Source organism: Flavobacterium sp., from assembly GCF_031422135.1.
Classification (GTDB): Bacteria; Bacteroidota; Bacteroidia; order Flavobacteriales; family Flavobacteriaceae; genus Flavobacterium.
The window spans coordinates 24,204-44,713 of sequence record NZ_JANOQD010000054.1 but is presented as its reverse complement, the minus strand read 5'-3'; the positions used below and the strand labels follow the sequence as shown (position 1 = coordinate 44,713).

General features: G+C 33.6%; 15 protein-coding genes. 11 read left to right on the top strand and 4 right to left on the bottom strand.

All coding sequences use genetic code 11. The features are described from left to right. Nucleotides 1–58 precede the first annotated feature (58 nt). Complete coding sequence (locus RMO70_RS07585; RefSeq protein WP_310555823.1) at nt 59–1,603, top strand: ribonuclease E/G; 1,545 nt, start codon at nt 59–61, stop codon at nt 1,601–1,603. Between the two features lie 252 nt (nt 1,604–1,855). On the opposite strand, the gene RMO70_RS07580 is transcribed toward RMO70_RS07585, so the two are convergent. The 4 genes from RMO70_RS07580 to RMO70_RS07565 form a co-directional block, all read right to left on the bottom strand. Continuing rightward, nucleotides 1,856–3,067, bottom strand: coding sequence for a retropepsin-like aspartic protease (locus RMO70_RS07580; RefSeq protein ID WP_310555822.1), 1,212 nt, complete (start codon nt 3,065–3,067; stop codon nt 1,856–1,858). A 132-nt stretch (nt 3,068–3,199) separates the two neighbouring features. Further along, nucleotides 3,200–4,105: a LytTR family transcriptional regulator DNA-binding domain-containing protein gene (locus tag RMO70_RS07575; protein ID WP_310555821.1), complete on the bottom strand. Its 906-nt coding sequence runs from the start codon at nt 4,103–4,105 to the stop codon at nt 3,200–3,202. Nucleotides 4,106–4,166: 61 nt separating this feature from the next. Next, entirely contained in the window at nt 4,167–6,542 is a 2,376-nt protein-coding gene (pbpC, locus tag RMO70_RS07570; protein WP_310555820.1) for a penicillin-binding protein 1C, read from the bottom strand. A gap of 149 nt (nt 6,543–6,691) precedes the next feature. Beyond that, nucleotides 6,692–12,391 (bottom strand): MG2 domain-containing protein, encoded by a 5,700-nt coding sequence (locus RMO70_RS07565; protein ID WP_310555819.1) that lies wholly within the window; start codon nt 12,389–12,391, stop codon nt 6,692–6,694. A 315-nt stretch (nt 12,392–12,706) separates the two neighbouring features. Between RMO70_RS07565 and RMO70_RS07560 the strand changes: the two genes are divergently transcribed. The 10 genes from RMO70_RS07560 to RMO70_RS07515 all read left to right on the top strand — a co-directional run bounded on the left by RMO70_RS07560 (nt 12,707) and on the right by RMO70_RS07515 (nt 20,362). Then, a complete protein-coding gene (locus tag RMO70_RS07560) occupies nt 12,707–13,072 on the top strand; it encodes an NADH-quinone oxidoreductase subunit A (RefSeq protein ID WP_310555818.1) in 366 nt (121 codons plus the stop codon). 84 nt (nt 13,073–13,156) lie between these two features. Beyond that, entirely contained in the window at nt 13,157–13,702 is a 546-nt protein-coding gene (locus tag RMO70_RS07555; RefSeq protein WP_310555817.1) for an NADH-quinone oxidoreductase subunit B, read from the top strand. Nucleotides 13,703–13,706: 4 nt separating this feature from the next. Beyond that, a complete protein-coding gene (locus RMO70_RS07550) occupies nt 13,707–14,228 on the top strand; it encodes an NADH-quinone oxidoreductase subunit C (RefSeq protein ID WP_310555816.1) in 522 nt (173 codons plus the stop codon). 6 nt (nt 14,229–14,234) lie between these two features. Beyond that, nucleotides 14,235–15,473, top strand: a complete 1,239-nt coding sequence (locus tag RMO70_RS07545; RefSeq protein ID WP_310555815.1) for an NADH-quinone oxidoreductase subunit D — start codon at nt 14,235–14,237, stop codon at nt 15,471–15,473. A gap of 107 nt (nt 15,474–15,580) precedes the next feature. Next, nucleotides 15,581–16,111, top strand: coding sequence for an NAD(P)H-dependent oxidoreductase subunit E (locus RMO70_RS07540; RefSeq protein ID WP_310555814.1), 531 nt, complete (start codon nt 15,581–15,583; stop codon nt 16,109–16,111). 2 nt (nt 16,112–16,113) lie between these two features. Beyond that, nucleotides 16,114–17,481, top strand: a complete 1,368-nt coding sequence (nuoF, locus tag RMO70_RS07535) for an NADH-quinone oxidoreductase subunit NuoF (RefSeq protein ID WP_310555813.1) — start codon at nt 16,114–16,116, stop codon at nt 17,479–17,481. 69 nt (nt 17,482–17,550) lie between these two features. After that, nucleotides 17,551–18,600: a 2Fe-2S iron-sulfur cluster-binding protein gene (locus tag RMO70_RS07530; RefSeq protein ID WP_310555812.1), complete on the top strand. Its 1,050-nt coding sequence runs from the start codon at nt 17,551–17,553 to the stop codon at nt 18,598–18,600. Then, a complete protein-coding gene (gene nuoH, locus RMO70_RS07525; protein WP_310555811.1) occupies nt 18,593–19,624 on the top strand; it encodes an NADH-quinone oxidoreductase subunit NuoH in 1,032 nt (343 codons plus the stop codon). The genes RMO70_RS07530 and nuoH overlap by 8 nt, the downstream gene beginning before the upstream one ends. 337 nt (nt 19,625–19,961) lie before the next feature. Further along, nucleotides 19,962–20,195 carry an ORF6N domain-containing protein gene (locus tag RMO70_RS07520; RefSeq protein ID WP_310555825.1) on the top strand — a complete coding sequence of 78 codons (234 nt, stop codon included), beginning with the start codon at nt 19,962–19,964 and terminating at the stop codon, nt 20,193–20,195. Between the two features lie 44 nt (nt 20,196–20,239). After that, a complete protein-coding gene (locus RMO70_RS07515) occupies nt 20,240–20,362 on the top strand; it encodes a hypothetical protein (RefSeq protein WP_310555810.1) in 123 nt (40 codons plus the stop codon). Nucleotides 20,363–20,510: the final 148 nt, after the last annotated feature.

The following is a 20,510-nucleotide window of genomic DNA, read 5'->3' as shown; positions in this document are numbered from 1 at the left end:
AAATCTGATCCCGAAATTTCGGGACTGAAAACTGAAAGTCTGGATAAAAATCAACAGCGTGAATAAAGAATTAATCATCAGATCTAGTTCCGAAGCCGTAGATTTTGCCTTATTAAAAGATGGAAAACTTATTGAATTACACAAAGAAGAAGAAACAAGCAACTTTCAAGTAGGTGATATTTTTATTGCCAAAATAAGAAAACCAGTTGCTGGACTTAATGCAGCTTTTGTAAATGTAGGCTTCGAAAAAGATGCTTTTTTACACTATCACGATTTAGGCCCTAATCTTGCTTCACAATTGAAATTCATAAAACTTGTAACAACAGGTAAAATAAAAGATTTCTCCTTTAAAAATTTCCAATTTGAAAAAGAAATTGACAAAGATGGTTCCATAGCAAATGTTATTTCGACCAATCAATCAATTTTAGTACAAGTAGTTAAAGAACCAATATCGACCAAAGGACCAAGAATAAGCTCAGAGCTATCTTTGGCAGGACGATTTATCGTTCTAGTTCCTTTTTCTGACCGAGTTTCTATTTCTCAAAAAATAGAATCCAAAGAAGAAAAAGACAGACTAAAACGACTTGTACAATCCATCAAACCAAAAGGATTCGGTGTTATTGTTCGAACAGTAGCCGAAGGCAAAAAAGTCGCAGAAATAGACAAAGACTTGCAAAACTTAGTCGACAAATGGTCGGCAATGTGCAAAAAAATTCCAACCGCTCCCCATCCATCAAAAGTATTAGGAGAACTCAATAGAGCCTCATCCATACTAAGAGATGTTTTTAACGATACTTTTAGTGGTATTGTTATCGATGAAGAAGAGCTTTATAATGAAACAAAGGAGTACATACAACAAATTGCTCCTACAAAAGTATCAATGGTGAAACTTTATCAGTCTAAAGAAACACCAATTTTCGAGAAATACAGTATCGAAAGACAAATTAAAACTTCGTTTGGCAGAACCGTGTCAATGAGTAAAGGAGCTTATTTGATTATTGAACACACAGAAGCAATGCACGTTATCGACGTGAACAGCGGAAACCGTTCAAACAAAGCAACCAATCAAGAAGACACCGCACTCGAAGTAAATATGATAGCCGCAGGGGAAATAGCACGACAGCTCAGACTGCGTGATATGGGTGGCATCATAGTTGTAGATTTCATTGATATGTCAGATCCAGAAAATCGAAAAAAAGTATTCGATTTCCTACGAGACGAAATGGAAGACGACAAAGCAAAACACAAAATATTGCCTCCAAGTAAATTTGGATTGGTTCAAATAACCAGACAAAGAGTACGACCAGAGGTTAATATTGAAACTCGTGAAGAAGATCCAAACAATGTAAATGGAGAAGTAGAAGCTCCAATACTAATCATTGATAAAATCACTTCCGATCTAGAAAGCATTATCAAGTTGCATAAAAAAGTGATCCTCAACGTTCACCCATTTATAGCCGCTTACCTTACTAAAGGGTTCCCATCATTACGTTCAAAATGGTTTTTTGAACACAAAAAATGGGTAAAAATAATTCCACGTGACGCTTACACGTACCTTGAATATCATTTTAATGACAATCAAGGAAATGAAATTAAACAATAATGCAAAAACCGCCTTTCTTTAGATTGGCGGTTTTTTTTATGTCTTTATTTTCTTAAAAATTTTTTGAAGCTAATCCAGCTATTCGTTGCAAGTTTTTTGCATCAGTTTGCCTTTTTTAAATCCTGAAAAGAGCTTCCTTTGGTCGCTTTGCCAGTATAAAAAAACTAAAAACTGATTTCAAAAAAGCTTTTCACTGCAAACGAAGTTCACTGAACTCTAATAAAAAACAGATAGTATGTGAAGTAATCTGGGCTAGGGGATTAGTTTTGGAAGTAACTGTTTTTTAGTCAAGGTTACTTTTTTTATTCCTGATTTATCTAAAAATTCTATTTCAATATTTTGTTTGTTAAATATTTCTTTTCGTTTGTTTTCCCAAAAATCACAAAGTTCTTGTTTGTTAAACTTTGATACATCAATCTTATTAATAGCTGAAACTTTTGTTCCATTCTCAATTTCGAAATCTAATTTATACTCTGTCCAAGAATTATTTACAACAATTGAATTTTCTTTGTAATTTAAACTAAGGCTTAATTGAAAGGAACTCAATTTGTCTTCTTTTATTTCATTAACTGGATCAAAAAAGACAATATCTTTTTTCCAGTCAATTGTTAAAGTATAATTTTCAAAAAATCGATTTCCTAACAATGAATGATTTCCATTTTCTAATGTAATGATTTGTTTTTCTATATTGATTTTGTCTAGACTAACTACATCAGCAATAAATTCATATTCATTTCCTAGTTTAAGAAATTCTAGTTTTTTGCTTTTATCCTGAAATGATTGAAATTTTTTAGAACTAGTCGTAATTTTCCAGTTAGAACCTGTGTCAAATGTAAATTTTGAAAAAACTCCATTAATGCCTACGTCAAAGTAAATATTTCCAGTAATTTTCGCATTCATTTTTATTGGTATAGCCTTTTCACTTATTTTGATTCTTTTTAAATCGTCAGTAATTCTAATAACCTTATTTTTATAATCTATTTGCCAATTTGCTTTCCTCATTAAGTTATTACCAATCAATCCGTTAACCTCAAAACAGCCATAATGTTTTTTAATTGGTATGTTTTGGATTATTGCACCAGTATTTAAAAAATCAACATTTGACAAACTTATTTTAGGAATTTCAATCAATTTCACTTTTTGAGTTGAAAATGAATTTCCACTTGCTTTTACTTCACTAATTGTTTTATATTGGAATTCATTAACTATTTCTTCGTCAATTACATTAAATTCTGCACCTGTATCAAAAAGGAAATTGTAGGTTTTGTTGTTAATATTTACATCAATAAAAATATGATTATTAATGTATTTAAAAGGGATTTCGGTAACATATTCTTTGTTTTCAACATTGCCTTTTTTTGCTAATTCAATTTTTCTAGAAGTTGAACAACTATTTAAAAATAGTGTAATTAATAGAAAATGGAATGTTTTTTTTAACACTGATTTCTTGAAAATTTTCATCATAAAATGTTTTTTAGAGTTATTTTTTAGCAAAAATATCTCTGCAAGATGTTATAAAAAAATCTTTGTGGTCAATCTATGTTTTTAGGTATGAAATTTGTGTTTTCGGGACGAAATGCAAATTTTTGGGTGAATTTAGTTTGCAATAACACTACTGTTTAATGTGTTTAACACATCTTCGGTAAACATTGCCGAAATTGGAATCTTATTTTCAATGTAAGCAAAATGCAAAAAATAACTTCCAGAGTCTTTAGAAATTTTACTTACTAAATTAAGATTACATAAATAAGAACGATGTGTTTTGGTTAAAAAATCATTCAAGATATCTGTTTCAATTGTTTTGATTTTACTTCTTATTAATCTTCGTTCGTATGCATTTTCTTCATTAATAAAGTGAACGTCTACATAATTATCGGCTCCATTCACAAATAAAACCTTGTTAGTTTGGAGTGTTAGTTTTTCAGATTTATTATCACTTTGAAAACTATATAATCGTTCTGAACAGTTAGTTTCTAAAATAATGTTTTCTTTATTGTGTTTTGCAATAGATCTATTAATTGATTCTATGTCATAAATCTTATTCTTTAATGAAGAAATATAATCTAGTAGTAAAATTATTAATGTTAATGGAAAAACTAAAGAAACAAATTTCAAAATAAAAGATAAAAAATTCTTTACGGACAATTCATTACTATAAATAAAACTATGATAGATATAACTGAAAAGATAGCCGAAAAATAAAGTTATCGTTAGCCAAAATAAATATTTTTTGACACTCAAGTCATCATATAAAACCTTAATCATATATTTTGGAATATAATAAAATGAGAATATAAATGTGATATACAAAATAACTCCAAAACCTAAATAAGTTGGTAAAATATATTGAAAAGGAATGGTCTCATTATTAACAATTAAAAATAAGTACACCACAAAAAAAGCCGATAAAATAAAACTTTTGATGAAATTTGCCTTAAATGTCTTCTCTAAAAAAAAATATTTTTTTGATAATAAATCCTTAATATCGGTAATGTAACTCATTTCAAATTCACTTATTTTATTGAAAAATATTTTTCGCAATAGTACAAAATATTTTTTTAAACTACTCCCTCAAAATCTCAATTTTCTTTCTAATCTCATATCCACTTTCATCAACAACCGTAATATAATGAAAACCTTCACTTGGCATAATGGGCATTTCGTGAAAAGTTTTTGTCGAGCCTTTGTACACATTATCCACATACCAAAAAACTTCGGTTTCCCGTTGCGAATGTGCCACTTTTAAAATTACAGGTTGGATTTCGCTATTAAAATTTTTGGTTAGATAAATTTTATTGTTCGTTTTTGGATAAATAAAATCCATAGTTGCGGTGATTGTTCCTGTACAGTTTTCTTTAAATGGCGGCATCGATAGGTATTCAATATGTTGGCTTTTATAATACCATTCCATTACAGGTGGCAAAACAAACCATTTTTTAGTGACTATATTTTCAATGTTTTCACAACTGCTATTCACTCTAAATTTCTCTGTAATATCTAAATGAACAGTTTTATGATATGGACAAATGCTGGTTGTTTTCCCTTTTAAAGAAACCAATTGTTTGATTTTTGGGCAATCATCTTGTGCCAAATGCCCACTCAATTTGCATATTTCTACTTCTTCCATATCTTGAAGTGGCGTTGCAAACCATTTTTGTCTTGGCAATAAATTAAAAACATCAAATAAAATAGGAGCTGCACTAGCCACGCCAGTTAAAGTTGGTCGACCTTCTCCTGAAGCGTTCCCAACCCAAACGCCTACTACATATCTTGAATTGGTGCCAATGGCCCAAGCATCACGATTGCCAAAACTGGTGCCTGTTTTCCAAGCAATTTTGAGTGAACTGTCATAGAACTTCCAAGCTTCGTCACCTTCTGGACGATTGACTTCTTCCATAGCATTGTAGGTTTGCCAAATGGCTCCAGCTCCCAAAATGGTTTTTTGTTTGCTATCTGATCCAAAATCTGGTGAGAAGTCATTATCATAATTAAGTTCTGTAAATTCATTGATTCTATAGTTTCCATTATTAGCATTAAAATAATTCACGGTTGACGACATTCCAGCATAGGTTCGGCACAAATCCCACAAATTACTTTCCGCTCCACCCAAAATTAGTGATAATCCGTAATGATCTGGATGTTTTGAAATGTCTCGCAAATTGAATTTTTGTAATTCTTCGTAAAATTTATTCACTCCATAATCTTGCAACATCAACACTGATGGAATATTCAAAGAACGTGACAATGCTCTGTGTGCTGGAACAGCGCCATCAAAAGTCAAATTGAAATTTTGTGGAGTATATCCTGAAATTTGCGTGGGAATATCTGCAATTAAAGTATTGGGTAACAATTCGCCTTCGTCCAACATTGCTGCGTATAATAATGGTTTTAGAATACTTCCGGTACTTCTTGGAGCATCAATAATGTCAACATCTTTTTGATGGTTCAAATCTGTTGGTGAATTCCCCATATAACTCATTATATTTCTAGTTTTTACATCAATAACAATTATAGCCAAATTATTGACTTCATTTTGTTTGTACTGATTGTAATAGTATTTAGCAATCTGATTCACTCGATTTTGTAAAGCGATATCTAAAGTAGTTTTTAATCGAGTTCCTTCATCATTTGTTGCTACTCTTTGTAACAAATGTGGCGCAATTTGAGGTAAATCATACGGTTTTTGAGGCAAAGGTTCTTCAATGGCCAAATCATAAGTTTGACTATCAATAATACTTTTATTCTTTAATTTTAATAATAATGCATTGCGTTTTTTGAGTAATTTCAATTGATTTTTCCCAGGATAAATCAAACTTGGCGCATTGGGTAAAACTGCCAATGTCGCGCTTTCTGCCCACGACAATTGATGCGATTGCACACCAAAATATCGCCACGAAGCCATTTCCAAACCCACTACATTTCCTCCAAAAGGAGCGTGAGCGGCATATAATTCTAGAATTTTGTTTTTAGAATGACGAAGTTCTAAACGTGTTGATAGAATAATTTCGATTATTTTTTCAAAATAAGTTCTGCCTTTTCCTTTTCTTGATAAACGAATCAGTTGTTGTGTGAGTGTGCTTCCGCCACGAACTATTTTTCCTGCTTTTCTATTTTCTTTGATGGCATTGACCATCGCCACTGGATTAAATCCAGGGTGTTTGTAGAAATATTCGTCTTCAAAATAGACAATACATTTTTTGAATTTATTGGGTATGCTATCTTGTGCTGGAAATCGCCATTGTCCGTCACGTGCAATTTTTGCGCCTAGCAATTCTCCTTCTTTACTTTCAATTACTGTGGAATATGGTTCTTGAAATAAGGTTCTTGGCAAGGAAAAATAATAAATCAGTAATAGTAAAAAAAATACTGCTGATTTTTTTTTGTTACTTTTTACATAATTTAAAATGCGTTGTAGAAACGCTTTGAGTTTTGTTTTCAAGACTGTTTTAATATCTTTTTTTGATTTCCTAACAGGTTTTCAGAACCTGTTAGGTTTCTTTTTAATTTGTGGTTTCTTGTTTTATAATTCCTAACAGGTCGAAAAAAGACCTGTTAGGAGATGTAAACCTGTTGGAAATTCAATCAAAATTATTTCACAACTTCAACCCATTTTCCTTTTGTTCTCGCCAAAAAAGTATTGTCATACATCGCTTCGCATTGCAATCCTGGTAAATAATAATTTCCAAGATAAGAAGCATTTAGCAAAACACTAAACGTTTTGGTCTCGCCAGATTTTAGTGGGAAATAGAAATTGGTTCTATCATCGCGAATGTCAATATAGTCGGCAACATTATTTGTAGCATCACCAAAATCGGTAAAACGAGTATTTACAATTTCGAATCCTGAAGGTAAAATTTGTGATAAGGCAACGTTCTCAACCCTTTCATTTTTCAAATTTTTGATGGTTACTTCGGCAACAAATTCAGTACCTTGATTGATTTTTGAAACATTTATAACGCTACCTTTTCTGTTTTTGAAAACCACATTGGCACTCAATCCGTTTTGAGCAGTTTGCTCTTGACCCACAGGAAGTATTCCAGAGTTTAAAACACGAACATACAAAGTATTGTTTTTATTATTCTTGATTTTCAGACCGTTTGAACCTGTTTTTATTGCCAGATTTCTTTCGGCTAATGTTTTATTGGTGTTTACCATATACGATTTTCCACCATTCACAAACTGAATATCAATTCCTTTTCCACCATTAAATTGTGCAAATTTTGACATCGAATACAAGCAATAAGCTGTAGTTTGTGTGCTCATCCATTGGTCAGTCGACATTTGCTTGGCGAGTTTCGTTGCGGTTGTAAATGCTTTCTGTTTTTGACCTAATAAAATTAAAGTCTCCAAAGTCATTGCACGATTTCTATCGCTTGAACCGTAATAATAATAGCGGTAATTGTTGTCATAATCCTCATCGATTTTAGATTTTAACAACAATGACATTCCTGCTTGTTTTTGTCCAGCCAAAGCGTAGGAAGCTGCCAATCGCAATTTACTTTCATTGGATATTCCGTTGGTTTCCCGTAATCTGTTCATAGATGATAAATCGGGAGAGCCGGCCAATGCTAAGGTGTATAAACGGTAGGCTTGCGCAAAATCGTTGCCATATTTAGGTTCGAAACGCCATTTTTTAGCTTCTTTTTGCTGGAAGCCAATCCATTTTGATTTTAAATTAATAGGTAATACATAGCCTTTTTTCTCGGCTTCCACTAAGAAATGTCCAGCATACGAACTTCCCCAATCGTCTGGAGACGAATCGCCTTGCCAATAAGAAAAGCCACCATTTGATACTTGAAATCCAAATAATTTTGTAATCCCAGCCGTTACATTTTTCTGAATGGTTGCTTTACGACTGGCATCAATATCGGCAATATCACTCAAATACAATTGTGGGAAAACCGATGAAGTAGTTTGCTCGACACAGCCGTGAGGATATTGAATTAAATATTGCAATCTTCCATTAAAATTAATAGACGGCATTGAGGAAACTTCAATTCTGGCTTTATTGCTTCCAGTCACACCAAAAGTTTTCCAAGAGATAGTTTCGGAACTATTGGGTTCTAAAACAATATCTGTGAAAGTATTAGTAACAGGATTTGGATTGGTCATATCAATTTCTACATCATAAGTAGATTTTTCATTTCCAGAAGTAGCAATCACTTGCACTTTTGCGATGCCTGTTGTGGCTCCAACTTCTAAATTGAAATAAGTCATTTTCTCATCTGGACTTGAAAATGTTAAGCTTTGAGTAGATTTTCCAATGACTTTTAATCCTGGACTTGTTTTAATTTGTACTGAAACATTTTTTACGTGATTTTCCATTGCAAAAATGGTAACAGGAATTGTCACTTTTTCTGATGGAGAAATTTTTCGTGGCAACGAAGCCAAAGCCATTAATGGACTACGAACAGGCGTTGCTTTTTCGACACTTCCGTATGCGCTTGTTGTAGCATCGCCAGCCACAACCATTGTTCTTACCGAACCTATGTATTTAGGTAATTTTATTTGATGCGTTTCAGTGTCTCCTTTTCCTAATTTGAATGGACCAAGATACACCACAACTGGCTTGAAACGATTGGCTTTTTTGGCTTTGCCACCACCCAAATCTTGATCACCACCAATACTAAATATCTGATTTATTTTTCCGCCATATGCCCCAATTACATCATCGTAAATGTCCCAAGTTTTTACGCCTAAAGCTTCTCGAACATAGAAACTATCCCAAGCATTAGGGGTTTTAAAACGAGTTAAATCCAACAGACCTTCGTCGACAACCGCAATAGTATAAGTCATAGCTTTTCCTGATTTTTCACTCACATTAACGCTAAATGTTTGTTCTGGTTTCAAAACATCGGGCATTACTATTTTAGGTTCAAGAATCGTATTTTTATTGATAACTTCCACAGGAATAATGCCGTACATTCTTATTGGCGAATCGTTTTTGGTCGATGCATGCGGTTGCAATAATGTAATGTTGAAATATACATTGGGCGCCATTGCAGCTGTAATAGGAACTTCGACTTTGGTTTCCCCTTTTTGGGTTTTCGCCCAAATGGTTTCTACGACTTTTGCGCCATTTTCAATAGAAATTAATGCACGTCCTCCTTCACTTGAGGGAAATGATATTTGCGCTTTTTCACCTACTTCATAATTCTTTTTATCAGTAGAAAAAACCAACATATTGGCCGTTGAAGCATCGGTATTTCTGGTTTTTCCAGACCAAGCGGGCCAATCGATATTCACGGTTTGTGCAGTGGCGTGACCTTCATTGGTATCCATAACTCGAATCAAATAACGTCCCCATTCTTCATCAGTAACCGCAAATTGTATGCTTCCTTTTCCGCTTGAATCAGTGTTAACTCTAAAAGTTTTGTAAGATGTGGTTGCGTTTGATGAATTGTAATTCGATAAATTATCGTTTGATGAATCCCACCACCAACGCCATTCTACCTTGAAAACTTTTACTTCTAGATTTCTAACTGGTTTTGGACGACCATTTTCATCGACAGTAATAATGTCAAAACGATTATTGGCTCTGGTTTCAAGCATCTCATATTTGGTTAACGCTGGCAATTTTAGCCCTACATACGTTTTATACGGAGAATAAGTTGTCGACATTACATCGGTACTAAAATCGCCTCCTTCTTCATACACTTTAGTCATAAAAGCAGCACGCAACATTCCTGGCGCTTGCCCTTGCAATTTAGGATCAATATTTATCGATGCTTTTCCGTTTGCATCTACTTTTCCTGAAAAAACATTGATTTCTTCAGTGCTAAACTGACGTACTTCATCATCAAAATCATATTTATCAAGTCCTTTGAAAGTAGTAATTTGTTGTGAGAATTTGGCTTGCATTTCTACTCGTAAATCTTTGGCAACCGCACCGTGAAGCCAATTTACTTGTAAATCAGCATTGTTTGGATAAGATGCTGAAAGCACTTCGTTTTTGAAAACATTTTTAATTTTTAAACGATTGGGCTTGATTGTTTCAATTTTTATATTTTTATAAAATTTCGCTCCACCAACATTCACCATAGCTTCCCAACTTCCAGTCGGATCGTCTGCATTTGTTGGAACTATAAAGCTATAATGGTTCAACTCATTTGATTTTTGAACCGTTTGATAGGTGATTTTTCCGTTTGGATTGGTCAATCTAAATTTGATAGGATGCGTATTTGGTATTTTGTTTGCTGCATCGTTAAAAATGAATGATAAATACAAATTATCGCCTGGACGCCAAACACCACGTTCTCCATAAATAAAGCCTTTCAATCCTTTTTGCAAAGCTTCACCAGCGACATCAAAATTGCTGACAGACAACGAATTTCCATCATCCAATTTTACATATGTAGATTGATCTCCTTGCGAAACTATCGCGAAATAGGCGAATTTATCCAATTCAAATTTTGCAATTCCGTCGCCATCTGTAGATTCGCTTGCTAATTTTTGTTGTTGAAAATTGAACAATTCTACTTTTGCACCAGAAACCGTTTCCGTTGTGACAATGTTGTTTACGGCAAATAAATACGATTTGTTTTCGCCACGTTTGGCAATAACACCCAAATCTGAGGCTAGAATATTGGTTCCAATGGTAGTATTGTAAAAGTAAGATTGTGTGCAAGCATCTTCGCTTTCGCGCCAGCTGTAATCTTCATAATAATAATCGTCGTAACTATTGCCACTATAATTCACATCATTTTCATCTACTTCATCTTCATCGGCTACATTTTCATCTTCTTCAGATCCTTTACATTTATATAAGGAATACTTTTTCTTAAACGAAAACTCGACGCGATAAATGGCGCCAGGTTCTGGCATAATTATCTTTGATAAATCAAGTGCAAATGTGTTCCATTCGCCAAAATTGACTAATTTGTTTTCTTTTAAATTTATAGTTGATTTTGCAATAGGCTGTGCAATTTTCTTCAAATTTTGAGAGCCATTCAGCTGATTGTATTGCAAAAATTGTAGAATGTTGTTTTTGTATATTTTATAAACCTTAACATCAACAGCACTTAAATTTACCGCTTCAAAATTGAGTTTTAAGTTGTTTGAACTAGGTAGAATAGTGCCGTTTTTGGTAAACTTTACACTAGGTTTAATTTGGTCGAATGAAATAGAAGTAGAAAAATTCTGTTTCATTTTGTACCCATTTTCACTTTCAACACCTTGAAAAACTTCTACCAAAACTTGTCCAGACATCACCTGTTCAGGTGTTGTGGTTTCTTGAATAGGTTCAACATAAGCTACCACTTCAGTAGTGGCATCGACCACATCAGTAGCTGTGGAATCTACAGCGACAGCTTCTACAGCTGATGTATCTATAGTAGTTTGAGCAATTTCTGCAACTGCCTCAATAATTGGAGCTGGAGCGTTATCTGTAACTGCATCATTATTAAAAAAAACTTTCAGAACATTTCCTTCTGTAGCAAATTTTAAATTTTTTGCGTTTTGAATATTAACCAATCCTTTGAAATCTTGCCCTTTTTGTAAAGCGTCAGAAAAGTTAATTAACAAGGTTTGATTGTCACCTTCAGGAATGGAAACATCAACCACTTTAAAATTGTCTTTACCTACAATTGTGTACTCTATTTTGCCCTTTTGATCAATATCGAAATCATCTCCATCGTACAAAATTTCTATTTTACTATCATTGTCAAAACGTTGAATGCTGTCAACAATAAATTTGAATTCAGTAGTTGTACTTGAGGATTTGGAAAATTTTAAGGCTAATTTTTTACCATCTTGCTCAGCAGTAACCAATTTTTGAGCCGTTTCAAAATCGAGATTATCGGCTGTTTTTAGAGTACAATTCAAATATTGATAATCTTTACCGTAAGACTGAATGTCTTCGGTAGTGACTAAAAAGTCTTGTTTTACTGTTTTAAGGGTAAAATTAAATACTGCTAAATCTTTGCTTTTTTCATCCAGTGTTACCACTTTGTCGACTTTGAAAGTCACTTGATATTCGGTATCTGGATCTAATTTTTCTTTAGGAATAAAAGCAATAGTATTTGGAGAAAGTGCCACAACCTTACCACTTACACTTGGTGATATGTCAAATAAATCATCATCCAAAACTTGATTGGCAGTCCATTCTTTTTTATCAAAAGCAAGCACAACTCGAATATCTGATCCAGCCGAGACTATTCCTCCCGTAAAATTTGAAATTATGCCTTTAAATAACGAAAAATCTGAATTAAAATCGGCAGCTGATTTTCTACCACACGCTTGAAAAATAAGAAAAGTAACAAACACCCAAACAAGATTTTTCGTTTTCATTTTGAATAAAGAATTAAGAGTAAATAATTGGTTAATTTTTCATTAAAAATACATCAAAATGCATACCGATTTTGTTAATTTTTTTTATTTTTTAAAATTTATTTTTTATTTTTAAAAATGCATTAATTGATAGCATTAAATAATATAAAAATTGCAATGATAAACAGTTCTTAAAAAAATAACACTTATAAAGTATTTTATTTAGAAGCATTAAAAATAAGAGTTATATTGATTTTTTTTGATGGAAAAAGTGAAATTTTATTGCGATTTAATTCCAGCCACGTATCTTTGTAGTTGTTATTTTAATTTTTTCAAATGCAATCAAATCAATTAGATTATTTTCCAATTTTGATGCAAATGCTACTCGCTGTAGGATTTGTTGTTGGAACTATTATAATTTCAGGTAAATTAGGACCAAGTAGATCCTCGGTTAATAAGGATAAAAATTTTGAAAGCGGAATCGATTCCATTGGAAATGCTCGTATTCCGTTCTCAGTAAAATATTTTTTGGTTGCCATTTTATTTGTACTTTTTGATGTCGAGGTTATATTTCTGTATCCTTGGGCAATCAATTTTAAGGAATTGGGAGAAGAAGGGATGATTAAAATGGTGATTTTTATGTCATTATTATTAGTTGGGTTTTTCTATATCATAAAGAAGAAAGCCTTAGAGTGGGATTAATCAATTACGAATTAAAAATTACGAATTACGATTTTATAATCTACCGTTCATAATTCATAATTCATAATTCATAATTTTTATAAAATGAGTTCAGATATAAACATAGTAGAAGCTCCGGAAGGAGTAACAGGAGAAGGTTTTTTTGCTACAAAACTTAATGACGTAGTAGGTTTGGCTCGTGCCAATTCTATGTGGCCATTGCCTTTTGCGACTTCCTGTTGTGGAATCGAATTTATGGCAACAATGGCATCGCATTACGATTTAGCACGTTTTGGGTCAGAAAGAGTGAGTTTTTCTCCTCGTCAAGCGGATATGCTGATGGTTATGGGAACGATTTCTAAAAAAATGGCACCTATATTACGTCAAGTATATGAGCAAATGGCAGAACCACGTTGGGTTATTGCAGTTGGTGCTTGTGCTTCATCAGGCGGAATTTTTGACACGTATTCGGTTTTGCAAGGAATTGATAAAGTAATTCCAGTCGATGTTTATGTGCCTGGCTGTCCGCCTCGTCCAGAGCAAATTGTAGATGGTGTAATGAAATTGCAGGAATTGGTTAGATCAGAGTCAGTTCGTCGTCGCAGCTCACCAGAATACCAAGAACTTTTAGCATCTTATAACATTAAATAAGAAAATGGCTTTAGAAAATACTCAAATTCAAGATAAATTAACCGAAACATTCGCTGAAAGTGTAATGCATTTTCGTCAAGAAAAAGACATTTTTACTTTTGAAGTAGATTCAGACCAAATAACTCCAGTAATTCTATTTTTAAAAAATGAAGAAGCATTAAATTTCCATTTTTTAACAGATGTTTGTGGCATTCATTATCCAGATAGCGATGTGAACGGGCAGTTTGCAGTCGTTTATCATTTGCACAATTGGATTGAAAACAAAAGAATTAGAATTAAATGTTTTTTGAATGGTGAAAATCCAGAAATAAAAACAATTTCCAATATATTTTTATGTGCCAATTGGATGGAACGTGAAACTTGGGACTTTTACGGAATCAATTTCATTGGTCATCCACAATTAAAACGAATCTTGAATATGGATGAAATGATTTCTTTTCCAATGAGAAAAGAATTCCCAATGGAGGATTCAGGAAGAACAGATAAAGACGATCGATTTTTTGGAAGAACAACGATTAATTCGTAATAAATTATGTCAGAACTATTATTACCACCAGAGCATCGATATGCTAAATTAATCAAAGAGAAACTAAACGATGATGGAAGCGAACTTTCGATTCTAAATTTGGGACCTACGCATCCAGCAACACACGGAATTTTTCAAAATATTTTGCTGATGGATGGCGAACGCATTATTGATGCCGAACCAACCATAGGTTATATTCACCGTGCATTTGAAAAAATTGCCGAAAATCGTCCGTTTTACCAAATTACACCATTAACAGATAGAATGAACTATTGTTCGTCGCCTATCAATAATATGGCGTGGTGGATGACATTAGAAAAATTATTAGATATTGAAGTGCCAAAACGGGCTCAATATTTAAGAGTTATTGTAATGGAATTGGCTCGAATTACTGACCACATTATATGTAACTCGATTCTTGGTGTCGATACTGGTGCTTATACAGGTTTCTTGTATGTATTCCAGTTTAGAGAAAAAATATACGAAATATATGAAGAAATTTGTGGCGCCCGATTGACAACCAATATGGGTAGAATAGGCGGTTTCGAAAGAGATTGGTCTCCAAAAGCATTTGAATTATTAAATACATTCTTGGAGGAATTTCCAGTTTGTTGGAAAGAATTTGAAAACCTATTCGAAAGAAATAGAATTTTTATTGATAGAACAGTCAATGTTGGAGCAATAACTGCCGAAAAAGCAATGGCTTACGGATTTACAGGACCAAACCTTCGTGCAGCTGGTGTCGATTATGATGTTCGTGTTTCTGAACCATATTCTTCTTATGAAGATTTCGAATTTATCGTTCCAGTAGGAAAATCAGGCGATACTTACGATCGTTTTTGCGTTCGTAATGCCGAAGTTTGGGAAAGTTTGAGTATTATTCGTCAGGCATTAGAAAAAATGCCAGAAGGAAATGTTTATCACGCCGATGTTCCAGACTATTACCTTCCTCCTAAAGAAGATGTGTACAATAGTATGGAATCATTAATTTATCATTTCAAAATTGTAATGGGTGAAGTGCCTGTTCCAGTGGCTGAAATATATCACGCTGTAGAAGGTGGAAACGGAGAACTTGGATTTTATTTGGTAACCGATGGAAGCAGAACGCCCTATCGTTTGCATTTTAGAAGACCTTGTTTTATCTATTACCAAGCCTATCCAGAAATGATAAAAGGTTCAATGTTATCGGATGCAATTGTAATATTGTCAAGTTTGAATGTAATTGCAGGAGAATTGGACGCGTAAGTATAATTAAAAATTGAGAATTAAAAATTAAAAATTTTGATTCTAGAAAATAAATCTTTGTGAACTTTGTGCCTTCTTAGTGCACTTTGTGGTTAAAAGAAAAGAATATGGAGAAAACGCATATCAAACAAGAAATAAAAATGACCGAATCATTGATGGCTCGCATTAATGAACTCATTAGTCATTATCCAGACGACAAACGCAAATCAGCATTATTGCCTGTTTTGCACGAAGTTCAAGACGCACACGACAATTGGTTGAGTATCGAACTGCAAGACAAAGTAGCCGAAATTTTGCACATAAAACCTATTGAAGTCTATGAAGTAGTTTCGTTTTACACGATGTATAACCGCAGACCAGTTGGTAAATTTATGTTTGAGTTTTGTCAAACTTCCCCTTGTTGCTTGAATGGCGTTGAAGATTTAATGGATTATACTTGCAATAAATTGGGTGTAAAAGTTGGCGAACCAACACCAGATGGACTTTTTGAAGTGCGTGGTGTAGAATGTTTGGGTGCTTGCGGATATGCTCCGATGATGCAATTGGGCGATTTTTACCAAGAACATCTAACAAAAGAAAAAATAGATCAATTAGTATTTGATTGTAAAGAAGGAAAAATCACTTTACACGATAAATAATTATGTCAAAGAAAATATTATTAGATAAAATAAACATTCCAGGAATCAAAACCTACGAAGTATATCGTCAAAATGGCGGATACACTTCCGTAGAAAAATCCTTAAAAACCTTAACACCAGACGAGGTAGTCGAAGAAGTAAAGACTTCAGGAATTCGAGGTCGTGGTGGCGCAGGATTTCCAATGGGAATGAAATGGAGTTTTATCGATAAAAAATCGGGTAAACCTAGATATTTAGTTTGCAATGCCGACGAATCGGAACCAGGAACATTCAAAGATCGATATTTGATGGAGTTTATGCCACATTTATTAATCGAAGGAATGATTACTTCGAGTTATGCTCTGGGTGCAAATTTATCATACATCTATATTCGTGGAGAATATATGTGGGTGTACAAAATTTTAGAACGCGCCATTGCCGAAGCAAAAGCCGCGGGTTGGTTAGGAAAAAATATATTAGGATCAGGTTTTGATTTAGAATTGTATGTTCACGTTGGTGCTGGAGCTTACATTTGTGGCGAAGAAACAGCATTAATTGAATCGTTGGAAGGTAAAAGAGGCAATCCTCGTATCAAACCACCATTTCCAGCAGTTTCAGGACTGTGGGCCAACCCAACTGTGGTAAACAATGTCGAAACTATTGCCGCTGTGCCTTGGATTGTCAACAATTCAGGAGCAAAATATGCAGAAATAGGAATAGGTCGTTCTACAGGAACCAAATTAATTTCAGCTTCAGGAAACATCAAAAATCCGGGTGTTTACGAAATCGAAATGGGAATTACGGTTTACGATTTTATCAATTCAGATGAATATTGTGGCGGAATGGCAACCAATCGACCTTTAAAAGCTTTGGTGCCAGGCGGAAGTTCAGTACCTATTTTGCCTGCAAATTTAATTTACAAAACTGCCAATAACGAAGATCGATTAATGTCTTATGAAAGCCTGTCAGACGGTGGTTTTCCAACAGGTTCAATGTTGGGTTCTGGCGGATTTATTGTGTATGACGATAGAGCTTGTATTGTAAGAAATACTTGGAATTTTGCTCGTTTCTACCATCACGAATCGTGCGGACAATGCACACCTTGTCGTGAAGGAACAGGTTGGTTAGAAAAAATATTGCATAGAATAGAAACTGGAACAGGTCGAGAAGAAGACATAGATTTGTTGTGGAATATTCAATCTAAAATTGAAGGAAATACAATTTGTCCTTTAGGTGATGCGGCATCGTGGCCAGTGGCTGCTGCTATTCGTCATTTTAGAGAAGAATTTGAATACCACGTTCGTTTTCCAGAAAAAATAAAAAATAGAGACCATTTTGTGAATGAGCCATTTGAAAAAGTGAAACATTTGGTTTCTAAATTAACAGTATAATTTAAAAGTCAGAAGTTGGAAGTTGGAAGTGGAAACACTTAAAACTTAAAACTTTTAAACAATTATAGAATGAAAGTAACCATAGACGGACAAAGTATAGAAGTAGAACCAGGAACAACAATCTTGCAAGCAGCACGAATGATTGGAGGCGAAGTAGTTCCACCAGCCATGTGCTATTATACAAAGCTAAAAGGAAGCGGCGGCAAATGTCGTTGTTGTTTGGTTGATGTAACCAAAGGTAGCGAAGCCGACCCAAGGCCTATGCCAAAACTAATGGCATCGTGTGTAACTGGTTGTCAAGACGGAATGGAAATAGCCAGCAAAGCATCACCAAGAGTTCAAGAAGCTAGAAAATCGGTAACAGAATTTTTATTGATTAATCATCCACTAGATTGTCCCGTTTGTGATCAAGCAGGAGAATGCGATTTGCAGAATTTAAGCTTCGAACACGGCAATCCAAAATCACGTTTTATAGAAGAAAAAAGAACATTTGAACCAGAAGATATTGGTCCGAATATTCAACTGCATATGAATCGTTGTATTTTGTGCCAACGTTGTGTTCAAGTAGCAGACCAATTGTGCGACGATAGAGTTCACGGCGTAATGGATCGTGGCGATCACGCAAATATTTCGACTGCAATTTCTAAAGCAATTGATAATGAGTTTTCTGGAAATATGATTGATGTGTGCCCAGTTGGCGCATTGACTGATAAAACTTTCCGATTCAAATCGCGTGTTTGGTTCAATAAACCTTACAATGCTCATAGAGATTGCGACAAATGTTGTGGAAAAACCACCGTTTGGATGTTTGGCGGGGAAATTCAACGTGTAACAGGTAGAAAAGATGAGTACCATGAAGTAGACGAATTTATTTGTAACGGTTGTCGTTTTGATCATAAAAATGTGGAAGATTGGACTATCGAAGGACCAAGAAAAGTAGAGAAAGATTCGGTTATTGGACAAAATAATTATACTCAAAAATTAGAAAAAGTCGAAATTGCTACCGAAAAATTCATATTGGAAGGTAGAGACGAAGACCGAAAAAAAATAAGTATGGCAGAAATAGATTACAACGAAAAAATTGATGGCAACTTAATAAATTCTAAGAAAAATGGATAGTACATTTATAATAGAAAAAAGTGTTGTTATATTAGTTGTATTTGCTCTAACAATGCTAATGGCGATGTATTCCACTTGGGCAGAACGTAAAGTAGCTGCTTTTTTGCAAGACAGAGTGGGGCCAAATCGTGCTGGTTGGGGCGGTTTATTGCAACCTCTTGCTGATGGATTAAAATTATTTTCTAAAGAAGAATTTATTCCAAATACACCTAATAAATTTTTATTTATAGTTGGACCAGCCATTGCAATGAGTACGGCTTTAATGACGAGTGCTGTAATTCCTTGGGGTGACAAATTGCATCTTTTTGGTAGAGATATTCAATTGCAAGCGACTGATATTGATGTAGCTTTGTTGTATATTTTTGGAGTAATTTCAGTAGGGGTTTACGGAATTATGATCGGTGGTTGGGCATCAAACAACAAGTTTTCGTTAATGGGAGCAGTTCGTGCTGCTTCGCAAATGGTTTCATATGAAGTAGCGATGGGATTGTCTATGATTGCTTTATTGATGATGACAGGAACATTGAGTCTTAAGGAAATATCTGTGCAGCAAGCCGGAATGAATTGGAATGTTTTTTACCAACCGGTTTCGTTTTTAATATTCTTAATTTGTGCTTTTGCAGAAACCAATAGAACACCTTTTGACTTGGCAGAATGTGAAAGTGAATTGGTTGGAGGTTATCATACCGAATATTCATCGATGAAAATGGGATTCTATTTGTTTGCTGAATATGCGAATATGTTTATTTCATCAGCAATTTTAGCTGTTTTATTCTTTGGTGGTTACAATTATCCTGGAATGCAATGGATGGTGGAAAATGTTGGTGTAAATACGGCTAACCTTTTAGGATTTGCCGCTTTGTTTATTAAAATATGTGGATTTATATTTTTCTATATGTGGATTCGCTGGACGATTCCTCGTTTTAGATACGATCAATTAATGCATTTGGGATGGAAGATTTTGATTCCGTTAGCGATTGTGAATATTATGATCACTGGAGTTTGTTTGTTGATTTTTAAATAAAAATCTTGAGGAGCCAATTTGACACCTCAAGTCTATAAATAAATTTTAAGGTGGTCACAATTTGCAACCATCCAATCTTAAAAGTAAGTGTTGAGTTTTTAAAAATAGAATGTTAGGTGGTCACAATTTGTGACCACCTAACTAAATAAAATAATATTTAAAGCATTAAAAGTAGAAGTTAAGGGTGTCGCAAAATGCGACACCATATAAAAAAATTAAAATGAACGATATTATTATTCCGAATGAAATAATAACTAATAAGATTTATTTTATTAGAGATCAAAAAGTAATGTTAGATATTGACTTAGCGGATCTTTATTAAGTAGAAACAAAAAGAATTAACGAACAGGTAAAAAGAAATATATTAAAATTTCCTGATCACTTTATGTTTCAACTAGATAAATATGAATTTGAAATCTTGAAGTCGCAAATTGCGACTTCAAGTTGGGGAGGAAGTCGCAAATTGCCATATGCTTTTACAGAACACGGAGTTTTACAATTATCTAATGTTTTAAAAAGCGAAAGAGCTACTCAAATGAGTATAAAATTATTGAAGTTTTTGTTAGTTTAAGAGATTTTTTGACAGATAATTTGAATTTAAAATTGGAAGTGGAAATGATTAAGAAAAAACTAATCAATCACGATAAAAATATGGAATTGGTTTTTTCTTATTTGGATGAATTGATGGAAAAACAAGATAATAAAGTAGAAAGAAACAAAATAGGTTATAAAAAATAAGAATATTACTGGAATGCCCTAGCCCTGATAGCAACGGAAATCCTTTTTAAATTGTCATACTGAGCTTGTCGAAGTATAACAATTTAAAAAGATTGCAGTGGATAGCAGGAAATAGCTTCAAATAAAAAAAGATTTAAAAATAGATGTA